Annotated in this window: 14 protein-coding genes and 1 pseudogene; 9 read left to right on the top strand and 6 right to left on the bottom strand. The window is 64.0% G+C overall.

All coding sequences use genetic code 11. The features are described 5' to 3' along the window. Positions 1-815: 815 nt before the first annotated feature. Entirely contained in the window at positions 816-2279 is a 1464-nt protein-coding gene (locus tag BYZ73_RS15790) for a calcium-binding protein (RefSeq protein ID WP_146746316.1), read from the top strand. 372 nt (positions 2280-2651) lie between these two features. Here the strand turns inward: BYZ73_RS15790 and BYZ73_RS15785 are convergent, their stop codons facing one another. From BYZ73_RS15785 to BYZ73_RS15775, 3 genes and pseudogenes are all read right to left on the bottom strand, one after another. Further along, positions 2652-4400, bottom strand: a complete 1749-nt coding sequence (locus BYZ73_RS15785) for an AAA family ATPase (protein ID WP_181498079.1) — start codon at positions 4398-4400, stop codon at positions 2652-2654. A 263-nt stretch (positions 4401-4663) separates the two neighbouring features. Beyond that, a pseudogene (locus tag BYZ73_RS15780) lies at positions 4664-5834 on the bottom strand (IS5 family transposase). 208 nt (positions 5835-6042) lie between these two features. Continuing rightward, entirely contained in the window at positions 6043-7233 is a 1191-nt protein-coding gene (locus tag BYZ73_RS15775) for a tyrosine-type recombinase/integrase (protein WP_112316673.1), read from the bottom strand. A gap of 498 nt (positions 7234-7731) precedes the next feature. Between BYZ73_RS15775 and BYZ73_RS15770 the strand changes: the two genes are divergently transcribed. From BYZ73_RS15770 to BYZ73_RS15735, 8 genes are all read left to right on the top strand, one after another. Then, positions 7732-8613 carry a hypothetical protein gene (locus BYZ73_RS15770; RefSeq protein ID WP_112316672.1) on the top strand — a complete coding sequence of 294 codons (882 nt, stop codon included), beginning with the start codon at positions 7732-7734 and terminating at the stop codon, positions 8611-8613. Between the two features lie 425 nt (positions 8614-9038). After that, positions 9039-10133 (top strand): ABC transporter ATP-binding protein, encoded by a 1095-nt coding sequence (locus tag BYZ73_RS15765; RefSeq protein WP_112316671.1) that lies wholly within the window; start codon positions 9039-9041, stop codon positions 10131-10133. Between the two features lie 77 nt (positions 10134-10210). Then, positions 10211-11338, top strand: a complete 1128-nt coding sequence (locus BYZ73_RS15760) for an extracellular solute-binding protein (protein ID WP_112316670.1) — start codon at positions 10211-10213, stop codon at positions 11336-11338. A 115-nt stretch (positions 11339-11453) separates the two neighbouring features. After that, the gene (locus BYZ73_RS15755; RefSeq protein ID WP_075786964.1) at positions 11454-11744 is read left to right on the top strand and encodes a DUF1330 domain-containing protein; all 291 of its coding nucleotides are present in this window, start codon (positions 11454-11456) and stop codon (positions 11742-11744) included. Next, positions 11741-13429, top strand: coding sequence for an ABC transporter permease (locus BYZ73_RS15750; protein WP_112316669.1), 1689 nt, complete (start codon positions 11741-11743; stop codon positions 13427-13429). The genes BYZ73_RS15755 and BYZ73_RS15750 overlap by 4 nt, the downstream gene beginning before the upstream one ends. Before the next feature lie 14 nt (positions 13430-13443). Continuing rightward, positions 13444-14295 (top strand): ABC transporter permease, encoded by an 852-nt coding sequence (locus BYZ73_RS15745; protein ID WP_112316668.1) that lies wholly within the window; start codon positions 13444-13446, stop codon positions 14293-14295. 91 nt (positions 14296-14386) lie between these two features. Further along, positions 14387-14821: a baeRF12 domain-containing protein gene (locus BYZ73_RS15740; RefSeq protein ID WP_112316667.1), complete on the top strand. Its 435-nt coding sequence runs from the start codon at positions 14387-14389 to the stop codon at positions 14819-14821. A 52-nt stretch (positions 14822-14873) separates the two neighbouring features. Continuing rightward, complete coding sequence (locus BYZ73_RS15735) at positions 14874-15176, top strand: DUF4389 domain-containing protein (protein ID WP_108024960.1); 303 nt, start codon at positions 14874-14876, stop codon at positions 15174-15176. Positions 15177-15242: 66 nt separating this feature from the next. On the opposite strand, the gene BYZ73_RS15730 is transcribed toward BYZ73_RS15735, so the two are convergent. Genes BYZ73_RS15730 through BYZ73_RS15720 form a run of 3 tightly spaced genes read right to left on the bottom strand, consistent with a single transcriptional unit; the run spans position 15243 to position 19745 of the window. Beyond that, on the bottom strand, positions 15243-17066 hold the full coding sequence (locus tag BYZ73_RS15730; protein ID WP_112316666.1) for a M3 family oligoendopeptidase: 1824 nt from the start codon (positions 17064-17066) through the stop codon (positions 15243-15245). A gap of 55 nt (positions 17067-17121) precedes the next feature. Beyond that, entirely contained in the window at positions 17122-18747 is a 1626-nt protein-coding gene (locus BYZ73_RS15725; protein ID WP_112316665.1) for an ATP-dependent DNA ligase, read from the bottom strand. Continuing rightward, positions 18744-19745, bottom strand: coding sequence for a ligase-associated DNA damage response exonuclease (locus tag BYZ73_RS15720; RefSeq protein WP_112316664.1), 1002 nt, complete (start codon positions 19743-19745; stop codon positions 18744-18746). Before BYZ73_RS15720 ends, BYZ73_RS15725 begins: the two co-directional genes overlap by 4 nt. Between the last annotated feature and the right edge of the window lie 7 nt (positions 19746-19752).

Raw genomic sequence — 19752 nt, 5'->3', positions numbered from 1 at the left:
CCTGGGCGGCGCCGTTCATCCTCTACAACGCCAAGCTGCTGATCTGGGACAAGGTTCTGGGCCTCGACGCCACCGACGCGCTGTCTGCCGACCTGCTGGACCTGCAGCTGCGGATCGTGACGTTCTATTTCGGTGGGGCCGCAGCTATCGGGGTGGTGCGGGCGCTGCGGCGGTAGGGGCGATCCTGGCAGCCCGGACGAGCGGGGATCTGGTCGCGCTGGCCAGGCGGGTGTGCGGGGCGTGAAGGGCGGACATCGGACGTTCGGGACTGACGCCGTGTATCGCCCCAGAATCCGAAGAGCGGACCTTCGCGGCGCCGCAGAGATTTGGGGCCATAGGACCGGAAGTCGGGCGTTTTGCCGAGTGGTCCGGGAACAAGAACACCACTTATTCCATGCAGAGGCGTTTCTGAATGATCCGTGAAGCGAATGGGCTCTCCAACGGCCTGATCATATTCAATCGGCGCTGACTGCCCTACGCTTCCACAGCGAAGGCCCCGACCAGTTTCTCTTCCATTTCAAGGGTTTCTGCTTGCTTAAGGGACACCCCCCGGACTATCGCCTGCTCCCTCCGCTCTTATAACGCTGCGCGCAGGTTCAAGTGCCGTGGCGGCCTCATCCCCCGCGGATAGTTCCGCAAGGTCCGGATTTTAGAATTTGGCTGATTCACAGCCGCCTCGGTCAATCAGATGTCGTGAAGGAACGCGTAAAAGCCTAAAAGGCGAATAATTCAGGCCGACAGTGTTAAGGAAAAGTTCACGACTTTCGAAAATTGTCGCCGAAGAGGATTTGACCATTTCCCGGGGGGATTTTGCTATGTCGATGATTTCCAACAACACATCTGGTGCGCAAATGGCACTTTCCTTGTTGACCGCTCAGGCCGGATCGTCGGGCGCACAGGCTGCCGCATGGGAGGCCACCGAGCAATCTGACGGGGCAACCGTAGACCAGTCAGGTGAAACAAGCCGCTATGACATCAACGCTATCTTCAATGCTGAAAGCAGTTTGCGAAGATCAAAGCTCGACGCCGTGGCAGAGTTGTCAGAATCCCGGCCTGGGACAGCCGCCGACCAAAGCCGACGGGAAGCCACGCAACGCGAGGTCATTCGGCTGAACGCCCGCGCCGAAAAAATGTCCATAGCCCTGCAAAGGCTGGGGTCAGGGCCCTTGTCGGAGGGTCAGCGGATCATTTTTCTGTTTTCCAGTGGCGAAAGCAATGCCGTCAGCATCTTCACAACCGGAAAGGCGGAATCCATCTACCTTGGAGGCGGCGGCAACGTCCTGTCAATTCAGGCCAACACAGCCGAGAGTATTTCCACTGGCGGTGGTCATGACGCAATCGCGATCAAGGCGGACTCCGTTTACAGCGTCTATACAGAGCGAGGCGCAGGTTACGAATTCTCTGTGAGATCGGACGGCTCCAGCTATCCACGGTACGTTGCGGCGAGCGAAAGCAACGATGCCGTGGCCATACAGGCGCGGCGCGCTGCCAGTATTTATACAGGCGGCGGCAACGATGCCATAGCCATTCAGGCCGCTTCTATCCAAAATGTTTACGCGGGTAAAGGCGCAGACGCCATTTCGCTACAGGGTGGTGTCGTCTCGGGCATTTATGCAGAAGACGGCAATGATGTGATCGCTGTCGATGCAACCATCGGCATGTCGGTCCTACACAATCTTGTCAATGGATCACTCATGCTAGGCGGAATTGAATACACTCGGCCCGAGAACCTCGAGGACAGGATGAGAATGGCCACGACGAGCTATTCTTCCGATGTCCTCGGCGGGTCCGGCAATGACACCATTTCAGTCTCCGTTCAAGAGGTCATCTCAATAGACGGGGGGACGGGCGATGATGTTATCTCGATTGGGGGTGGCACGGTTGGATTGCGTGTCGGGGCCGGCTCGGGGAACGATGTGGTTCGTGTGTCCCAAGGTGCGGAACTGGTGATCCAGACCGACGATACTGACTTCAGTTTTGAAAAGGATGGCAACGATTTGATCGTGCGCCATTCGGGAGGCTCGGTTCGAATTGAGGATTATGAAAACGCTGCCGCCATTGCGGTTGCTGGCTCCGGCGCGGGATACAACACGACAGAGCTACTAGCGCAGCGGGAAAGAGAAACGGCTGATCTCCGGAATTTTGTCGAAACTGCCGAGGGGACGATTCTGACAATACCTGAGGACAAAATTAACTTGGATCTTGGGATTGAATTTGAAAGCTCGGATTTCCAGATGATCCACATTGCAATCACCAATCCGCTGGACGTCAGAGTGTGATATGTCCATTTAATCTATTTGGCTTGCGAATGACGTAACGGTATCGATGGCGGGACCTTGGCCCCTTCAGGGCGCACTGCAACCCACGATGAATGGCCACTTTCTTGATTCAGGAGGCGGCAGGCGCAGGGCGCTCAACGTCGGCTATCGGCAGAGAAGCGACGAGGTCGGTGGGGGCGGGGCCCCGGCATTCGGCCCCGCTCCCAGACATCGGCCGAGCCTCCCCGAACCAGATCTTCGCCGCGGCGCAACGCCGAGTCGGCCGGATCTCGAAGGTCTGGGCGGGGAACGGCCGTTCGGGGCGCTCTGGACGACCGACCGCGAAGCGCACCTAGCCGCCAGTCTGCGCGCCGCCTTGGAAGGGCGGATCATTCAGGACACACCGTTCGCGCGGCGGATCATCGCAGCCAACTCTCCGATACGGGCTTTCAAATCGAGCATGCTTAAGTCGGCGGGCTTCTCACACACGCGCAAAGCCGCGCCGACTTTGTCTCCCTTGGTGTAAACCTTGTCCTCAGGCTTTCTCACATTTTTTCTGACAAAATAGAATGCGTGATCATATTGGCCGACCTTGTCCGGGTTCCGATAAATGGTCGGATGACAGGCTTTAAAGGCGTCCTGTAGCACAGCCGGGTCCACGTAGTTTTCGATTTCCCGGCCTTTCGTTATCCACACGACACACTCGCTGTCCCTCATCTCATCCAGAAGACGCTGGGCAGCAGGCTTAAGCGGAGCCTTTGGGCTGCTCTTATCGCTGTCAATCACAATAGCGAGATTTCGGTTTAGTTGCCGCAGCCTGATAAAGGCATCTACCGCATCGTCATCCGCGCTGAGGTGTTTGATCAAACCTCCACCGTAGAACAGGATGCTGTAGTGTATGCCCTCGATCATTTCCGGCGCTATGTCTTGCAACCAATGACGGATGTAAATGCGATCTGATGGCCCCTCAACCCAAACGACGGCGTTGGCCTGAACGATATCCGATGCACGGTATCCGAGTTCATCGACTACGCGGCGCTGATCCGACTTTAGGATGGCGCTTTTGATGTAGGTCTGGCTGCCATCGTTGTGTACGTGAAACACCGATGCTCCTGGCGTGTCGATAAAGGCCGCAGAGTGCGTCGCAATGAAGTATTGGTTGGTCGTGTGCTCCTTGAGATACCTGACCAACTTGCGCTGCAAGACGGGGTGTAGATGTATCTCCGGTTCTTCGATGCACATTATCCGTTCCTGGTGGATCGTGCAAAACGCTGCGATCAAGATCACCTCGTGAATGCCAGTACCTAGCGAAGAAAGGGGGAGCACCTTGTTATCCATGTGGACCAAGAGGTGCTGTCTTCCGCTTGGCACCTCCAGCTCAGCGTCCGGTTTGCCTGTGACCTCACGAATAAACTCATTGATATGATCGAAGGTCTTTCTCCTTTCTCTTTCATGGTGGTCAGGATTTTGCAGCTCTGCAAGATGATTAATGAGCCCCTTTCCGGTGAGGTCATCAAATGCCTCATCTTTCGTGCCAAGTTGTCGCTTGGCCGGTATCAACATGCTTTCTGGAAGGCTTGCGTCAATAAACTTTCCGATAGTGGTCAGTGTTTCCGGAATCCAATATCTTTTTAAACCGCCGCCATCTTGCCCAGTAATGGCGCGCCATAATTCATACCAAGCTTGTTCATTCACCCAAGTGGCCGCGTCTTCGATGTCTGGTTGGTGCAGGAAATCACCTGCGTAGTTACGGTTGCTCGGCGTAATCCATAGATGATCATGAAGGCACAGGCGACGCATGATCGCTTTGGCCGTCTCCAGGTGATTGGTTTGGCGAATGGGAGCTTTCAATAACTCTCTTTCTAAATGAGAAATCGTGACGGCAGTGGGCACTCCAACAGCCGCCATATAGTTACCTGTAGTTGATCCCCGATAGATATCTGCATTTGAGCTCACAGAGTTCGACGTTGCGGCGCCTTCACGGAAGGGAAGATGTTGACTGATGAAGTTAAGGATGATTGACTTGCCAGAGTTGTTGGCTCCTATAAAGAAATTCATCTCGGAGAACGGTGCAACATACTGTATCTCGGGGCCGATGCCCTTATAGAATTGCAATGCTATCGCGTTGAGATAGATAGGCATGATGAGTATTCCTATGTGTTGCAGACACCTTCTTGGCCCAACCTGAGGCAGGATTGCCATGATCAGGAACGAGTTCTGCTAAATTTTTAGTTGATTTTCGGTCCGAGAAGCCACAGTTAGAGGCGCCGCCTAAGGCACATCGGGTTCGACCGGCAGCCTTAGCAGGCCGCTGAAAAAGTCTGCTGCGCGGAACGGTTTCCCTCGAGCAGGGCTCGGTGCCGCCTTTTGTGCGAGGCGCGCATTCCGAGTGGGGGCTTTCCGGCTCAGGCTGCGAGAAGTTTCGGCAGCCTCGCGAGGTTGCAGGCCGCCATCGCCAAGTGAAGCGGGCTCGAACCCTCTCGATGCCGCGATAGAGGGTCTGGGCCATGCCGCCGACCGTCTTCACCCAGCCGAAGGGTTCCTCGATCTTCTTCCGGCGCCGCTGCGACTTGGCATAGCCGGGGTGCCGGGTGGTTCGGCCGTCGATGGCGGAGTGCCGGGACTTCCGGGCGACATGCGGCGTGACGACCATCTGGCGCAGCTCGGCGACGAAGTCCGCGCTGTCGTAGCCGCGGTCTGCCGTCAGCGTCATGCGCCGGGTCGATCCGGGCGAATGGCGGTGAAGCATGTCGATCGCGGCCTTTCGTTCGGCGCGGCCGTCGGCACGCGTCAGCTCGGCCTGCACGATGAGGCCCGAGCGGTTCTCCATCAGGCTATGCCCCATGAAGCACAGCATCGCTCCGGTGCCGGGTGACTTCTTGAACAGCCGCGCCTCCGGATCGGTCGTCGAGGCATGGGTCGCGTTGGAACGCCGCTCGTCACGGAAGTCGACTTCGGCGTTGCGGTCGCGGCGTGTGGGACGGGGCATCTGGTCAGGCTCGGCGGTGGCTTGGTCATGGGGGATGCTGTCGACACGCTGGTGTCCGGCGGACCGCCCGGATCCTCGCCTCCGACAGACGTCGCCCTTTCCCTCGGCTGGAAGCTCTTCACCGACGCCCAGGCCTTCACCAGGGTGCCATCGACCGAGAAGTGATCGTCTGACAGCAGCGGCGCCACCTCGCGATGCGCCAGGATCGCTGCCATGATCTTGCGCGACATCTCCGTTGTCAGCAGCCGGTCGCGGTTCTTCGTGAACACGGTCGGGACCCAGACCGCATCGTTGATGCCCAAGCCCACGAACCAGCGGAAAAGCAGATTGTAATCCATCTGCTCCATGAGCTGCCGCTCGGATCGGATCGAGTAGAGGATCTGCAGCAGGCTGGCTCGGATCAGCCGTTCCGGCGCGATCGAGGGGCGGCCATCCCCAGCATACAGGCGGTCGAAATCGCTATCCAGCGACCGGAGCGCATCGTTGACGACAGCCCGGATCTTGCGCAGCGGAGGCCGTGCCGGGACGCGCTCCTCAAGGTCGACGTAGCTGAACAGCGATCCCGTCGCCTCGTCCGATCCACGCATTGCCATCTCCACCTATGCCGTGGTGTCGGTGAATCATGTTCCTCCAACGGCGTCGATGTGGGAGTTTTTCAGCGGCCTGTTAGGGGTGCCTGCGGTTCTTGACCGCCCTCAACACGAACGTCTGCTATCGGCAGCGAGCGTCCCTGGTCAGTTTGCGCGGGGAGGGCGGCCGTGCGCCGCGTCCCGCCGGACCGGTGGCGAAGCGCAATCAACCGGCTTTGATCTTGACGACATTGTCTGCGCAGCCGGTCACATGCCGTTCCCACGAATCCATGACTGGGCGTCTGCGTTCCAATAGATCGGATCGAGCATAGGTCCGCTCGACGCGGTTGCCGACCGTATGGCCGAGTATCGTCTCGGCGACGTCGTAGTCGCAGGCATCGGTGTCCTGGACCCAAGTGCGAAAACTGGCACGAAACCCATGTGGGCGTCCTGCCTCGCCGATGGAATCCAGCGCTTTTTCAATCGCGCGTGACGTAATTGGGGCCCCTGAGCGGCCGGGGAATAGCAGATCGCCCCAAACTTCTTTTCCGTCGTCAACGATCTTGCGGGCGGTGACCGGCAGGGGCACGCGAAAGTCCTTTGCGCGTCCCTCTTGACCTTTCACCCGTTCGGCCGGGACCGTCCAGACATCGCCATCGACCTCGTTCGCCCGTGCTCCGGCGCAGCCCATGTACCTGACCAAGGTGAGCATCATGAAACGCAGGCACTCATGGGCGGGCGATCCGCTATCTAGCCGGGCATATAGCGCAGGCATGTCCTGCCAAGGCGTCGCGTGGATATGCTGGGTGGTGTGCGACACGGTTCCGAGCAGGCGCTGCGCGGCGTCCGCTGTAAATGGATCGCACTCGAACCCCATCAGCTTCCCTTCCCGGAGAACGAGGCGCGTCCTCTGCCAGGCCTTCTCCGCGGTTGGGGGTTTGGTTTGCCAGATCGAAGACATCGCATCGCGGATGTCCTGAGCCGTCAATTGCGATATGCAAATCCGTCCGATCTTCGGGATCACGTGAACGCGCAACGGCGAGAACCATCTGCCGCGGTCGCCGTCGCCACGAAGTTCAGCTTTCTTGGCCTCAAAGACCATTTGGGCGAGTTCGGCGAAGGTAGGGTCGTGTTTGTCGCGTGCCTCCCTTTCGGCGCGCCGCAGCGCGTCGCGGAGGTCGATGGGGTCTTTGCCGGAGCGCAGTTCAGCCGCCCATCTATCGCGCTCTTTTCGAGCGGTCGCCAACCCGACTTCCGGCCAGGACCCGAGGCCCATTTCCCGCCGCTTGCCGAGATGGCTGTATCGGAAGACCCACTTTCCGGAAGTGGGCGATGCCTTCACAAGCCTGAGCCCGCTTCCATCGTCATGTTTCCCGGCACACGCTGCCTTGATGCCCCGCGTCGTGAGGTTTGCCATTCGGTCCTCCGGTCAGTCCCCCAGCCAGTCCCCCAGTCTGCATCGCGCTTCCCTGCTTTTTGCTGATCGCCGCTGACAGAATTTATGGGCTAAGGTATTGTTATTTTATGGAGTCCCAGCGCCCAGAGCAACCCATAGCACACCTATTTCGCTGTATCTCGACCGCACCATAGTCCAGGCAAGATCAAAGGCTTGGACCTGCGTTTGTCAGTAATCCTCCCCCCCGCCAGTCCCCCGATGCGCAGCCGGGCATCGGCACAGCCTGACCGCAGGGGGTTCACGCTTTGGCGCCTCACGGTCCCCGGGCAATATGCCGATCCCGACCGGGCCGTTCCGGTGGTTCCGCTCGGCTCGGACCTCGCCCGGTGTCGTCCGGACCGCGATCTGCGCCACGCCGCCGCGAGGACGGCCCGTCGGCATGATCCCCGGGCGCACCCGCGCACTTGATCCGCCGCACCCCGCCCCCTAGGCTTTGGCGGCGCAAGGAAGTCGGGCGGCATGAGGCGGTTTCTGATCCTTCTGGCGGCAGGCCTGCTGCACGCGGCCTCGGTCGAGGCCCAGATGTGGATGCCGCTGACCGGCACCGGCGGCGAGTTCGACGGTGCCGTGGTCTGCGAGGATCACCCCTGGGGCGAAAGCTCCTGCATCCTTTTCGGATGCCGCGCCGGGCAGCCGATCGATCTTTATGTCGTCTCCCGCACGCTCACGCGGTCCGGGCTGACCGATGCGATGCTGACTGTCGATGGGCGCGTCATCTCCTTTGCCGCGTTCCAGCGACAGGAGGGCCATGACGATCTCTTCTTCGCTGGCGAGACCCGGCAGGGCATCGAGGCCATCGCGGAACCGCTGCGCCGGGGCAGCCGCTTCGCGCTGGACTTCGAGGGGGGCGCTGCGGGACTGACGCTTCAGGGCTCGCTGCGGGGGTCGTCCCAGGCCATCGACCATGCGCTGTCGGTCTGCCCGATGCCGCTGCCTGCGCCCGTGGCGGACCCCGCCGGGGCCGCGCTGGCGCAGGTGCAGCGCGATTGCGCCGACATCGGCGGCACCGTCACGCTAGAGCAGCCGATGGCCCGGCCGGTCGATATCGACGGCGTCGCGCCCATGGATCTTGCCGTCGATTTCGGAGCGGTCCGGTGTTCGAGCGCGAGCTCGATGTATTGCGGCTCGGGCGGCTGTTCGCAGCAGATCTACCTGGGGGTTGCGGGCGGGGGCTATCGTCCGATCTACGGCGATACGATGTACGGGTTCGAGGTGCCAAGCCCGGGGGTGCTGCGCGTCGAAGTGCATGGCAGTGCCTGCGGACGCGTCGGGGCCTCGGGGGCGTGCAGTCTGACCTTCCGGGTCGATCCCGACGGCGTGACGCTATTGTCCAGGGAATAGGGACGCCCGGGTTGCTGCCCGCCGTTCCGACCTGCCTTGCCAGATCGCAGCCTTTTTGGGGAAAGGCCCGCGCGCGGGGCGGCCGTCGCCGAGGTGCGACCTCTCAGCGGCGCATCGGCTGCCCGGCCGCCGGGCAGCGACGGCCACATCTGCCCAAAGATGCGGCAGATGTCAGCGCCCCCGCGGCCGGGCGTCAGGGCGGGGATGGTGGGCTCGCGGGGCTCGGCTAAGAGAAAGGGGTCCGTCGGCCTTGGCCGGGGGGCCTGCGGACGCGGTCGGGATGGGGACGGGCCGGATCGTTTCACGCAGCCTTCAAGTTCTGCGTTGCACTTACGGGTTCAGATGATACCTTTTTGGGCAACGGACGCAGAGCCGACAAGAAGAGCGGCCCCAAAAAGGGGGCGCCAGAAGACAGGGGATACCGGTTGACCGGAACAAGCGACGGTTTCGTGGTCTTCGACCGCGTGCAGAAGAGCTATGACGGGGAAACTCTCGTCGTCAAAGACCTCAATCTCTCCATCGGCAAGGGCGAGTTCCTGACCATGCTCGGGCCCTCGGGGTCGGGCAAGACCACCTGTCTGATGATGCTGGCCGGGTTCGAGACCGCGACCCATGGCGACATCCTTCTGGACGGCAAGCCGATCAACAACATCCCGCCGCACAAGCGCGGGATCGGCATGGTGTTCCAGAACTACGCGCTTTTCCCGCACATGACGGTGGCCGAGAACCTGGCCTTCCCGCTGGAGGTGCGCAAGATCGGCCGCGCGGACCGCGAGGCGAAGGTGCAGCGGGCGCTGGAGATGGTGCAGATGGGCGCCTTCGGCGGCCGCCGCCCGGCGCAGCTGTCGGGCGGTCAGCAACAGCGGATCGCGCTGGCGCGCGCGCTGGTCTTCGAGCCCGAGCTGGTCCTGATGGACGAGCCGCTGGGCGCGCTCGACAAGCAGCTGCGTGAGCACATGCAGTTCGAGATCACGCGGCTCGCGCATAATCTGGGGATCACCACGGTCTATGTGACCCATGACCAGACCGAGGCGCTGACCATGTCCGACCGGGTCGCGGTCTTCAACGACGGCCGCATCCAGCAGCTGGCCCGGCCCGACGAGCTTTACGAAAAGCCCGTGAACAGTTTCGTCGCCCAGTTCATCGGCGAGAACAACACGCTGCTTGGCCGCGTCAAGGAGATCAACGGCACCGCGCTGGTCGAGCTGGACGATGGCGAGGTGATCGACGCGATCCCGGTCAACGTCAGGAACCGCGGCGACCGCACGCTGGTCTCGATCCGGCCCGAGCGGGTCGAGATCGACAAGCGCCGGCTCGCGCCCGGGGCGCATCTGATCCATGCCGAGGTGCTGGAATTCATCTATATGGGCGACATTTACCGGACCCGGCTTCGGGTCGCGGGCAACGACGATTTTGTCATCAAGACCCGCAACGCCCCCGACCAGCGTCGGCTGAGGCCCGGCGAACATATCGAGATCGGCTGGCTGCCCGAGGATTGCCGCGCGCTGGACGCGCCCTGACAGCTTCCGGTCGCGCCTCGCCCGGGGGCGATGGCCGGAGCAACACGGATCCGGGCCAAGTCAGCAGGGAGATCGCAATGACGATCCGACATCTTCTTTCCGCAACCGCTCTGGCGGCACTGCCCGCCGGGTTTGCCCTTGCCGAGGACCTGCCGCCCTGCGAGGGCTGTGCCGACGGCCTCACTGTCGTCTCCTGGGGCGGCGCCTACCAAACCAGCCAGCAGAAGGCCTATTCCGAGCCCTATGCCGAGATGACCGGCACCGGCTTCACCTGGGACGAAAGCTCGAACGAGGCGGTGGCCAAGCTGCGCGCCATGAACGAGGCGGGCAACATCACCTGGGATCTGGTCGATGTCGAGGGCCCCGACAGCCAGCGGCTCTGCGACGAGGGCCTGGCGATGGAAGTGGATCTTGACGAGATGCTGGCGGCCGCGCCCGACGGCACCCCGGCGACCAAGGATTTCGGCGACAGCGTCATCAATGACTGTTTCGTGCCGCAGATCGTGTTCTCGACCACCTTCGGCTACCGTACCGATGTCGCGGCCTGGAACGGCAAGGAGCCCGAGGGGCTCTGCGCGCTGTTCGATACAGAGACCTTCCCGGGCAAGCGCAGCCTCGAAAAGCGCCCGAAGAAGAACCTCGAATGGGCGTTGCTGTGCGACGGCGTCGAGAAGGACGACCTTTACGATGTGCTCGACACGCCCGAGGGCGTCGACCGCGCGCTGGCCAAGCTCGACACCATCAAGGATGACGTGATCTGGTGGTCGGCCGGCGCCGAAACGCCCCAGCGCCTGGCCGATGGCGAGGTGGTCATGGGCTCGACCTACAATGGCCGCCTGTTCAGCCTGATCGTGGAACAGAAGCAACCCGTGAAGATGCTGTGGGACTGGCAGGTCTTCGACTATGACGGCTGGATCATCCCCGCCGATCTGCCCGAGGACCGGCTGAACCGGGTGATGCACTTCCTGCATTTCGCGACCGACACCCAGCGCCTGGCCGATCAGGCCAAGTATATCTCCTACGGCCCGTCGCGCGCCTCGTCGCAGCCGCTGGTGTCGACCCATGCCGAGCTGGGCATCGAGATGGCGCCGTTCATGCCCACCAACCCCGCGAACCAGAAGAACTATCTGGTGAACAACATCGAATGGTGGGCCGACAACCAGGACGACGTCGAGGCCAAGTTCCAGGCCTGGCTCGCCCGCTAAGACCGCAAGGCGGCGTGCCCTTCGGGAGGCGCGCCGCCCCCGACATCCCGGCCACGGCGCGCGCCCCAGGCGGCGCGCGCCTCGGCCCCAGCACAAGACCAGGGGGACGCGCGAGATGCCCAAGGGGTATATCATCGCCCATATCACCGTGACCGATCCGGAGGCCTACCGCGAGTATGTCGACCGCGACACGCCGATTCTCGAAGGCTTCGGCGGGCGGTTCATCGTCCGCGGCGGCGCCTCGGAAGCGCCCGAAGGCCCGATGAAGGACCGCCATGTGGTGATCGAGTTCCCCGATTTCGAAACCGCGAAACGCGCCTTCCATTCGCCCGAATACCAGGAGGTCGCGCGCATCCGCCACGCCACCGCCTTCAGCGACATCGTTCTGGTCGAGGGCGTGGCATGACGGAAACTGCCACCGCCCCCGCAGGCACGGACACGGGCCCGGTCCTGGCCGCCGACGGCCTGCCGCTCAAGCGCAGCCTGCGCCGCGCGCTGAGGGCACAGAAGCTGCGCGCGCTGATGCTGATCGCGCCGCTGCTGATCTTCATCCTCGTGACCTTCATCGCGCCCATCGCCGACATGCTGTTCCGGTCGGTCGAGAACCAGATCGTGGCCGAGACCCTGCCGCGCACCGCCCGTGCGATCCAGGATTACGACCCCGACAGCGGCACCATGCCCTCCGAGGCGGTGCTGGCGGCCTTCACCTACGACCTGACCGCCGCCAGCGAGCGCAAGCTGCACACCCGGCTGGGGACGCGGCTGAACTATGAATATACCGGGGTTTCGTCGCTGTTCCGCAAGGCGGGCCGCCGGGTCGATGATTTCGGCGAGACCTATCGCGACCAGTTCGCCGCCGTCGATCCCGCCTGGGAAGAGCCCGCCACCTGGATCGCGCTGATGGCCGACCCGGACTGGGTCGCCGAATACCGGGCCTGGACCGCGGCGGGCGAGGCCGCCAAGGCCGCGCGGCGCAAGTTCACCCAGGCCCAGCCGCTGTTCCGGCTGCGCGACGGAGTGGCGGACGTGCTGCCCGAGACCGCCAGCGCCTATGGCGAATTCGCCCGCATCGCGCAGGTCGAGGATGGCGACGATCCGGCCGCCGAGGATCCCTGGGCGCCGGTCTATCTGGCGCTTTACCGCGATCTTCTGCACGTCGGACCGGGCGCCATCGCCCAGCTCGGCCCCGAGGCCGAGGCGATGCTGGATGCCGCCCATGACGCGGTCGAGGGGTTCGAGACGGTCAACCTTGCCGATCTCTATCTCGAGGCCGACAAGGACTGGGGCGATCCGGGGGTCTGGGGCACCATCAAGACCTTCTCGTCTGCCTATACGCCGGGCTATTTCCTGAACGCCGTCGATCTGCAACTGACGCCGGACGGGGTCGCGGCCCAGCCCGAGGACCGGCAGATCTACATCATGCTGTTCGAGCGGACGCTGTTCATGAGCCTGATGATCATGGGGTCCTGCGTGCTTCTGGGCTATCCGATCGCCTATCTGCTGTCGAACCTGCCGCTCAGGACCTCGAACCTGCTGATGATCCTTGTGCTCTTGCCGTTCTGGACCTCGCTTCTGGTCAGGACCTCGGCCTGGAAGGTGTTGCTGCAGCAGCAGGGCGTGATCAACGACATCCTCGTCTGGCTGGGGATCGTGTCGAACAGCGGGCGGCTGATCCTGATCAACAACCAGACCGGCACCATCATCGCGATGACGCATATCCTGCTGCCCTTCATGATCCTGCCGCTTTACTCGGTGATGAAGACCATCCCGCCCTCCTACGTGCGGGCCGCAAAGAGCCTTGGTGCCACCAACTGGACCGCGTTCTGGCGGGTTTACTTCCCGCAATCGGTGCCGGGGATCGGCGCGGGCTGCATCCTCGTCTTCATCCTGGCCATCGGCTATTACATCACGCCGGAACTGGTCGGCGGCACCTCGGGCACCTTCATCTCGAACCGGATCGCCTATCATATCTCCAGCTCGCTCAACTGGGGCCTCGCGGCCGCTCTGGGCTCGATCCTGCTGGCGGTCGTGCTGATCCTTTACTGGGCCTATGACAAGCTCGTGGGCATCGACAACGTGAGCCTGGGGTAACGCAGATGTCGCAAATGGACCTTCCCCCCTATGCCACGACCGGACAGCGGATCTGGCATTATGCCTTCTACGCGATCTGCGGGCTGATCTTCTTCTTCCTGATCGCGCCGATCCTCGTGATCATCCCGCTCAGCTTCAACGCCGAGAATTTCTTCACCTTCACGCCGAAGATGCTGGCGCTCGACCCCGAGGGCTATTCGCTCAAGCACTACCAGGAGTTCTTCACCAGCAATGCCTGGCAGCATGCGCTGTGGAACTCGGTCAAGATCGCGCCCGCCGCCACGCTTCTGGCGGTCGGGCTCGGGACGCTGGCGGCGGTCGGGCTCAGTCAGGAGCATGTGCCGTTCCGGCGGGCGATCATGGCGATCATGATCTCTCCGATGATCGTGCCGCTGATCATCTCGGCGGCGGGGATGTATTTCTTCTATTCCCGGATCGGGCTGCAGGGCACGTATCTGGGCGTGGTGCTGGCCCATGCGGCGCTGGGCATTCCCTTCGTCATCATCACCGTGACCGCGACGCTGGTGGGCTTCGACAAGTCGCTGACGCGCGCCTCGGCCAGCCTTGGCGCGAACCCGGTCACGACCTTCTTCAAGGTGCAGATGCCGCTGATCCTGCCGGGCGTCGTCTCGGGCGGGCTTTTCGCCTTCATCACCTCCTTCGACGAGGTGGTGGTGGTGCTGTTCGTCGGCTCGGCCAACCAGCAGACGCTGCCCTGGCAGATGTTCACCGGCCTGCGCGAGCAGATCAGCCCGACCATCCTCGCGGTCGCGACGATCCTCGTGGTGATCTCGATCGGGCTGCTGACCGCGGTCGAAATCCTGCGCCGCAGGTCCGAGAAGATGCGCGGCATGAGCCCGGGCTGAGCGGGCGGGGCAGGGCCCCGTTCTCCGCTTGACGGAACAACCGCCGCGCCTGTCTTGTTGTAAGGATGTCTACGGCAAGGGAGGGGAGGCCATGAAACCGTTCAAGACACTGGTTCTCGTCGCCAACGAGCGCGAGGCCCGACTGCTGGTCAATCTGGGTCCCGGCAAGGGGCTGAGGGAGGTCAGCCATTTCCAGAAGACGCGCGAAATCGAATATGCCGACGGGCGCGGCCGCGACCAGGGCGGACCGGCGGCCGGGCGCCACGCGCTGGAGCCGACCACAAGCCCCCGGACCCAGAACCGCGAAAGTTTCGCGACGGACGTGCTGAGCGTCACGGCCGAGGTGTGGGCGCGGGGGGATTACGACCGCTTCGTGATGACCGCGCCGCCGCAGATGCTGGGCGAATTGCGCAACCGGATCGAGGGCCCGCTTGAGCGCGCGCTTGCCGTCGATCTGAACAAGGACATCGTGGGGGTTGCAGCGGCGGACCTGCCTCGCCATTTCGAGGATGTGATCGTGTTCTGAGACGGGATGCGTGGGGTATCCCGGGAATGCGGTCGCAGCGGAGGCTGGACCTATGACCGATACCAACTCGACGCTCAACGACGGCGCGCGGGCATCGGGCGCCCAGGAAACGGGCTACCGTCCCGCGCTGATCCGGGGGGGCTGGATGCTGTTGATGCTGGCCCTCTTCTATGCCGCGCAGATGATCCTGATCATCGCGGCCGTGCTGCAATTCGGCTGGCTTCTCTTTGCCAAGGAAGAGAGCGAGAGGATCGCCGAATTCGGCGACAAGCTGGCCAACTGGATGGCGATTGCCGCGCGCTACCTGACGGTGACGAGCGAAGCCAAGCCCTTCCCTTGGACCGACTGGAAATAAGCCGGTCCAGGGCTTGATCGGGCCGGGTGGCGCAGAGATTGCGCCGCCCGGCAGTGCGGCGGGGGATCAGTCCTCCATCGCCTCCAGCTCGTCGATGAAGCCCGAGATCATCGACAGGCCCTTGTCCCAGAAGGCCGGGTCCGAGGCATCGAGCCCGAAGGGCGCCAGCAGCTCCTTGTGGTGCTTGGACCCGCCCGCCTTCAGCATGTCGAAATACTTGTCCTGGAATCCCGGACCGCTTTCCTCGTAGACCGCGTAAAGCGCGTTCACCAGCCCGTCGCCAAAGGCATAGGCATAGACGTAGAAGGGCGAATGGACGAAGTGCGGGACATAGGCCCAGAAGGTCTCGTAGCCCGGCATGAACTCGAAGACGGGCCCAAGGCTTTCGCCCTGCACGCTCATCCAGATCTCGTTGATGTCCTCGGGCATCAGTTCGCCGCCGCGCCGCGCCTCGTGCAGCTTGCATTCGAAATCGTAGAAGGCGATCTGGCGCACGACCGTGTTGATCATGTCCTCGACCTTGCCCGCCAGCAGCGTCTTTTTCTGCGCCGGAGTCGTGGCGCCCGCCAGCAGCTTGCGGAAGGTGAGCATCTCGCCGAAGACCGATGCCGTCTCGGCCAGCGTCAGCGGCGTCGAGGCCAGCAGCTCGCCCTGACCGGCGGCCAGCACCTGATGGACGCCGTGCCCCAGCTCATGCGCCAGCGTCATCACGTCGCGCGGCTTGCCCAGATAGTTCAGCATCACATAGGGGTGGACGTCGGTCACGGTCGGATGGGCGAAGGCGCCGGGGGCCTTGCCGGGCTTGACGCCCGCATCGATCCAGCCCTTGTCGAAGAAGGGCTGCGCGATCTCGGCCATCTTCGGCGAGAATTCGGAATAGGCCTCCATCACGGTGGCCTTGGCGGCGTCCCAGCCGACGGTCTTGGGGTCCTCGATCGGCAGCGGCGCGTTGCGGTCCCAGACCTGCAGCTTGTCGAGCCCCAGCCATTTCGCCTTCAGCGCGTAATAGCGGTGCGAGAGCTTGGGATAGGCCGCGACCACGGCATTGCGCAGCGCCTCGACCACTTCGGGTTCGACATGGTTCGACAGGTGCCGCCCGGTCTGGGGCGTCGGCATCTTGCGCCAGCGGTTCTCGATCTCCTTCTCCTTGGCCAGCGTGTTATGCACCCGGGCAAAGAGCTTGATATTGGCGCCGAAGACCTCGGCCAGCGCGCGCGCCGCCGCCTCGCGTTTCGTGCGGTCGGGATCGGTCAGCAGGTTCAGCGTACCCTCGATCCCCAGCGCCTCGTCGCCGACCTCGAAGCCCAGCCCGGCGACGGTTTCGTCGAACAGCTTGTTCCAGGCGCTCGCGCCCACCACCGACTGGTCGTGCAGGAATTTTTCCAGTTCGTCCGACAGCTGATAGGGCCGCATCGCCCGCATCCGGTCGAAAACGGGCTTGTAGCGGGCAAGGGCCGGGTCGGCCGTGATCACGGCCTCATAGGCGCTGTCGTCGATCCGGTTGAATTCGAGCGAGAAGAAGACAAGCGGCGTCGTCGCGGCGGTGATCCGGTCCTGGCAATCCGACAGGAACTTGGCGCGGCCCGCATCCATGGTGTTCTGGTAATAGCGCAGCCCCGCAAAGGACATGATCCGCCCGGCCACGCGGTCGATGGCCTCGTAGCGATTGACGCAGGCCAGCATCCCGGCGGCGTCGAGCCCGGCCAGCTTGCCCTCGTAATCGGTCGCGAAGGCTGTGCATTCCTGTTCAAGCCAGTCCATGTCGCGGGCGATTTCAGGGGCGTCGGGCGCGGCGTAGAGATCGGACAGATCCCATTCCGGCAGATCGCCCAGCGCGCCGCCGGCGCTGGCATTGGCGTCGAAGACGGGGGTGGGCGGGGCGATGCGCATGGGCGATCCTCATTTGTTGTCTCGATCCAGAGATAGAGTGCCGGGGGGCGGCGGTTCAAGCGCCGGGCTGTCCTTCAGAGCCTGCGTCCGGGTCCGGCGCCTCCAGCAGGGCCTTCAGATCGTCCAGCGTATTGGCCTCGGCCGCGGGCTTGTCGCGCCGCCAGCGCGCCATCCGGGGAAAGCGCAGGGCAAGGCCCGACTTGTGCCGGGGGCTGGCCCGGATGCCCTCGAAGGCGATCTCGAAGACCAGTTCGGGCGTAACCTGCCGCACCGGGCCGAAGCGTTGCAGGGTATTCCTGCGCACCCAGGCGGTGATTTCGCGGAATTCGGCATCGGTCAGCCCGGAATAGGCCTTGGTCACCGGCACCAGCGCCTCGCCGTCCCAGACCGCGAAGGTGAAATCAGTGTAAAGCGTCGCGCGCCGCCCGTGCCCCGCCTGGGCATAGATCATCACTGCATCGACGGTTAGCGGGTCGAGCTTCCATTTCCACCAGTCGCCTTTCCGGCGCCCGGCCAGATAGGGCGCGTCCGCGCGTTTCAGCATCACGCCTTCGGCCTCGGCCGCACGAGCCGCGCCCCGGGTCCGGGCGAGATCCTGCCAGTCGTCGAAGGGTAGAACCGGGGACAGGCGCAGCGGCCCGCCGGGCGGCACCCCTGCGATGATCTCTTCCAGCCGCGTGCGGCGTTCGGCCAGCGGGCAGGTGCGGATATCGGTGCCGCCGTCTTCCAGCAGGTCATAGGCAAGAAACGCGGCCGGGGTCTCGGCCAGCAGCCGTTTCGACACGGTCTTCCGCCCGATCCGGGTCTGGAGCGCAGCGAAGGGCAGGGGACGGCCATCCTTCCAGGCCAGGATCTCGCCGTCGAGCACGGTGCCAAGGGGCAGGAAATCGCGGGCGACGGCCAGTTCGGGGAAGCGGTCCGTGATCAGGTCCTCGCCGCGCGACCACAGGAAATGCACCCCGCCGCGTGCGATCAGCTGGCCGCGGATGCCGTCCCACTTGTATTCGGCGATCCAGTCGGCGGGCACGCCCAACGCCTCGGGCGGGCCCTCGATCTGATAGGCCAGGTAGAAGGGATAGGGGCGCGACAGCGCCGCCGCCGGGTCGGGCGCCTCGATCAGGGCCTGCCAGCTTGTCGTTGCGGGGGTCCAGTCGCCCATCAGCCGGTGCGCCAGCTCGGCCTCGTCCTGCCCGGTGGCGCGGGCCAGCGCGCGGGTCATCAGGGTCTGGCTGACGCCGACGCGAAACCCGCCGGTCAGCAGTTTGGTGTAGAGGAACCGTTCGGTCCCGCCGAGGCTGTCCCAGGCGTCCAGGATCGCGGCCTTGCGGGCGGGCTCGTCCATCGCGGCCATGGCAAGGATGTCGGTCATCCGGGCCGACAGGCTGAGGTCGCTGTCCTGCGCGGGCGGGGGCAGGACCAGCGCGATGGTTTCGGCCAGATCGCCCACCACCGGATAGCAGTCCTCGAACAGCCAAAGCGGCAGCCCCGCCCGTTCGGCCGCCCATTCCCGCAGCCGCGTCGCGGTCACCGCCCGGCGCGGGCGGCGTCCCGACAGAAGCGCCACTGTCCAGAGCCGGTCGGGCTCGGGCGCCTCGGCCAGATAGGCGGCGAGTGCCTCGACCTTGGCGGTGGTGCGGGTGGTCCGGTCAAGAGCGGTATAGAGGGCGGCGAAGCGCTTCATTCCGCGTCGCCCTCGGTCGTTTCGCCCTCCCAGGCGGTGGCGACGATGCCCGCGTCATAGCCCCGCTCGGCCAACCAGCGCCGGAACGGGCCGGTATAGCCATGGGTGACCAGAACCCGCTCGGCCCCCGTCGCGCGGATCGCGGCGTTGAGCCCGTCCCAGTCGGCATGATCGGACAGCACGAAGCCCCGGTCGGCCGCGCGCCGCCGCCGCACGCCGCGCAGCGCCATCCAGCCCGAGGCAAGCCCGGTCGAGGCCTGACCGAAGCGCCGCGCCCAGGTGCTGCCAAGGGCCGAGGGCGGGGCCAGCACCAGCGCGCCGGGATGGGCGCGCGGATCGGTCTCGGGCGTGACCGGCACCGTGTCGGGCAGGGCGATACCTTGCGCGCGCATCACCCGGCAGGTGGCCTCGATGGCGCCATGGGTCAGGATCGGTTCCCCGCTGTCGCCAAGCCCCACCAGCAGCCGCTGCGCCTTGCCAAGCGCATAGGCGCCCAGAAGGCTGGCCCGGCCCTGAGCTGCGTTTTCCGCCCACCAGTCGCGGATCTCGGCCATCACCTGCGCTTGCGGGCGCCAGCGGAAGACCGGCAGCCCGAAGGTGCATTCGCTGATGAAGGTATGGCAGGGTACCGGCTCGAACGGCTCGGACAGCCCGTCGGGCTCGGGCTTGTAATCGCCCGAGACGACCCAGACCTCGCCCGCCACCTCGACCCGGATCTGGGCCGAGCCCGGCACATGGCCCGCCGGGTGGAACGAGACCATCGCCGCGCCGATCCGGCGGGTCTCGGCGTAGCGGATCGTGTCGAGCGCGATGGCGCCCAGCCGGTGGCGGATCACCGGGGCGGCGGTGTCGGTTGCCAGATAGCGGCGGTGGCCGGGGCGGGCATGGTCGGAATGACCATGGGTGATCAGCGCCCGGTCGACCGGCGCCCAGGGGTCGATGTAAAAATCGCCCGCGGGGCAGTACAGCCCTTGCTCGGTGACACTCAGAACGCTCATGGCCCGA

It is taken from the genome of Rhodovulum viride, assembly GCF_003265965.1.
GTDB lineage: Bacteria > Pseudomonadota > Alphaproteobacteria > Rhodobacterales > Rhodobacteraceae > Rhodovulum > Rhodovulum kholense.
The sequence above is the reverse complement of the archived record's forward strand: the minus strand, read 5'-3'. Positions and strand labels throughout refer to the sequence as shown.

What these genes read in the sequence shown, in the direction of transcription:
- BYZ73_RS15790 (WP_146746316.1), top strand. Translation starts at nt 816, where the DNA reads ATGTCGATGATTTCCAACAACACATCTGGTGCGCAAATGGCACTTTCC.
- BYZ73_RS15785 (WP_181498079.1), bottom strand. Translation starts at nt 4,400, where the DNA reads ATGCCTATCTATCTCAACGCGATAGCATTGCAATTCTATAAGGGCATC.
- BYZ73_RS15775 (WP_112316673.1), bottom strand. Translation starts at nt 7,233, where the DNA reads ATGGCAAACCTCACGACGCGGGGCATCAAGGCAGCGTGTGCCGGGAAA.
- BYZ73_RS15770 (WP_112316672.1), top strand. Translation starts at nt 7,732, where the DNA reads ATGAGGCGGTTTCTGATCCTTCTGGCGGCAGGCCTGCTGCACGCGGCC.
- BYZ73_RS15760 (WP_112316670.1), top strand. Translation starts at nt 10,211, where the DNA reads ATGACGATCCGACATCTTCTTTCCGCAACCGCTCTGGCGGCACTGCCC.
- BYZ73_RS15755 (WP_075786964.1), top strand. Translation starts at nt 11,454, where the DNA reads ATGCCCAAGGGGTATATCATCGCCCATATCACCGTGACCGATCCGGAG.
- BYZ73_RS15750 (WP_112316669.1), top strand. Translation starts at nt 11,741, where the DNA reads ATGACGGAAACTGCCACCGCCCCCGCAGGCACGGACACGGGCCCGGTC.
- BYZ73_RS15745 (WP_112316668.1), top strand. Translation starts at nt 13,444, where the DNA reads ATGGACCTTCCCCCCTATGCCACGACCGGACAGCGGATCTGGCATTAT.
- BYZ73_RS15740 (WP_112316667.1), top strand. Translation starts at nt 14,387, where the DNA reads ATGAAACCGTTCAAGACACTGGTTCTCGTCGCCAACGAGCGCGAGGCC.
- BYZ73_RS15735 (WP_108024960.1), top strand. Translation starts at nt 14,874, where the DNA reads ATGACCGATACCAACTCGACGCTCAACGACGGCGCGCGGGCATCGGGC.
- BYZ73_RS15730 (WP_112316666.1), bottom strand. Translation starts at nt 17,066, where the DNA reads ATGCGCATCGCCCCGCCCACCCCCGTCTTCGACGCCAATGCCAGCGCC.
- BYZ73_RS15725 (WP_112316665.1), bottom strand. Translation starts at nt 18,747, where the DNA reads ATGAAGCGCTTCGCCGCCCTCTATACCGCTCTTGACCGGACCACCCGC.
- BYZ73_RS15720 (WP_112316664.1), bottom strand. Translation starts at nt 19,745, where the DNA reads ATGAGCGTTCTGAGTGTCACCGAGCAAGGGCTGTACTGCCCCGCGGGC.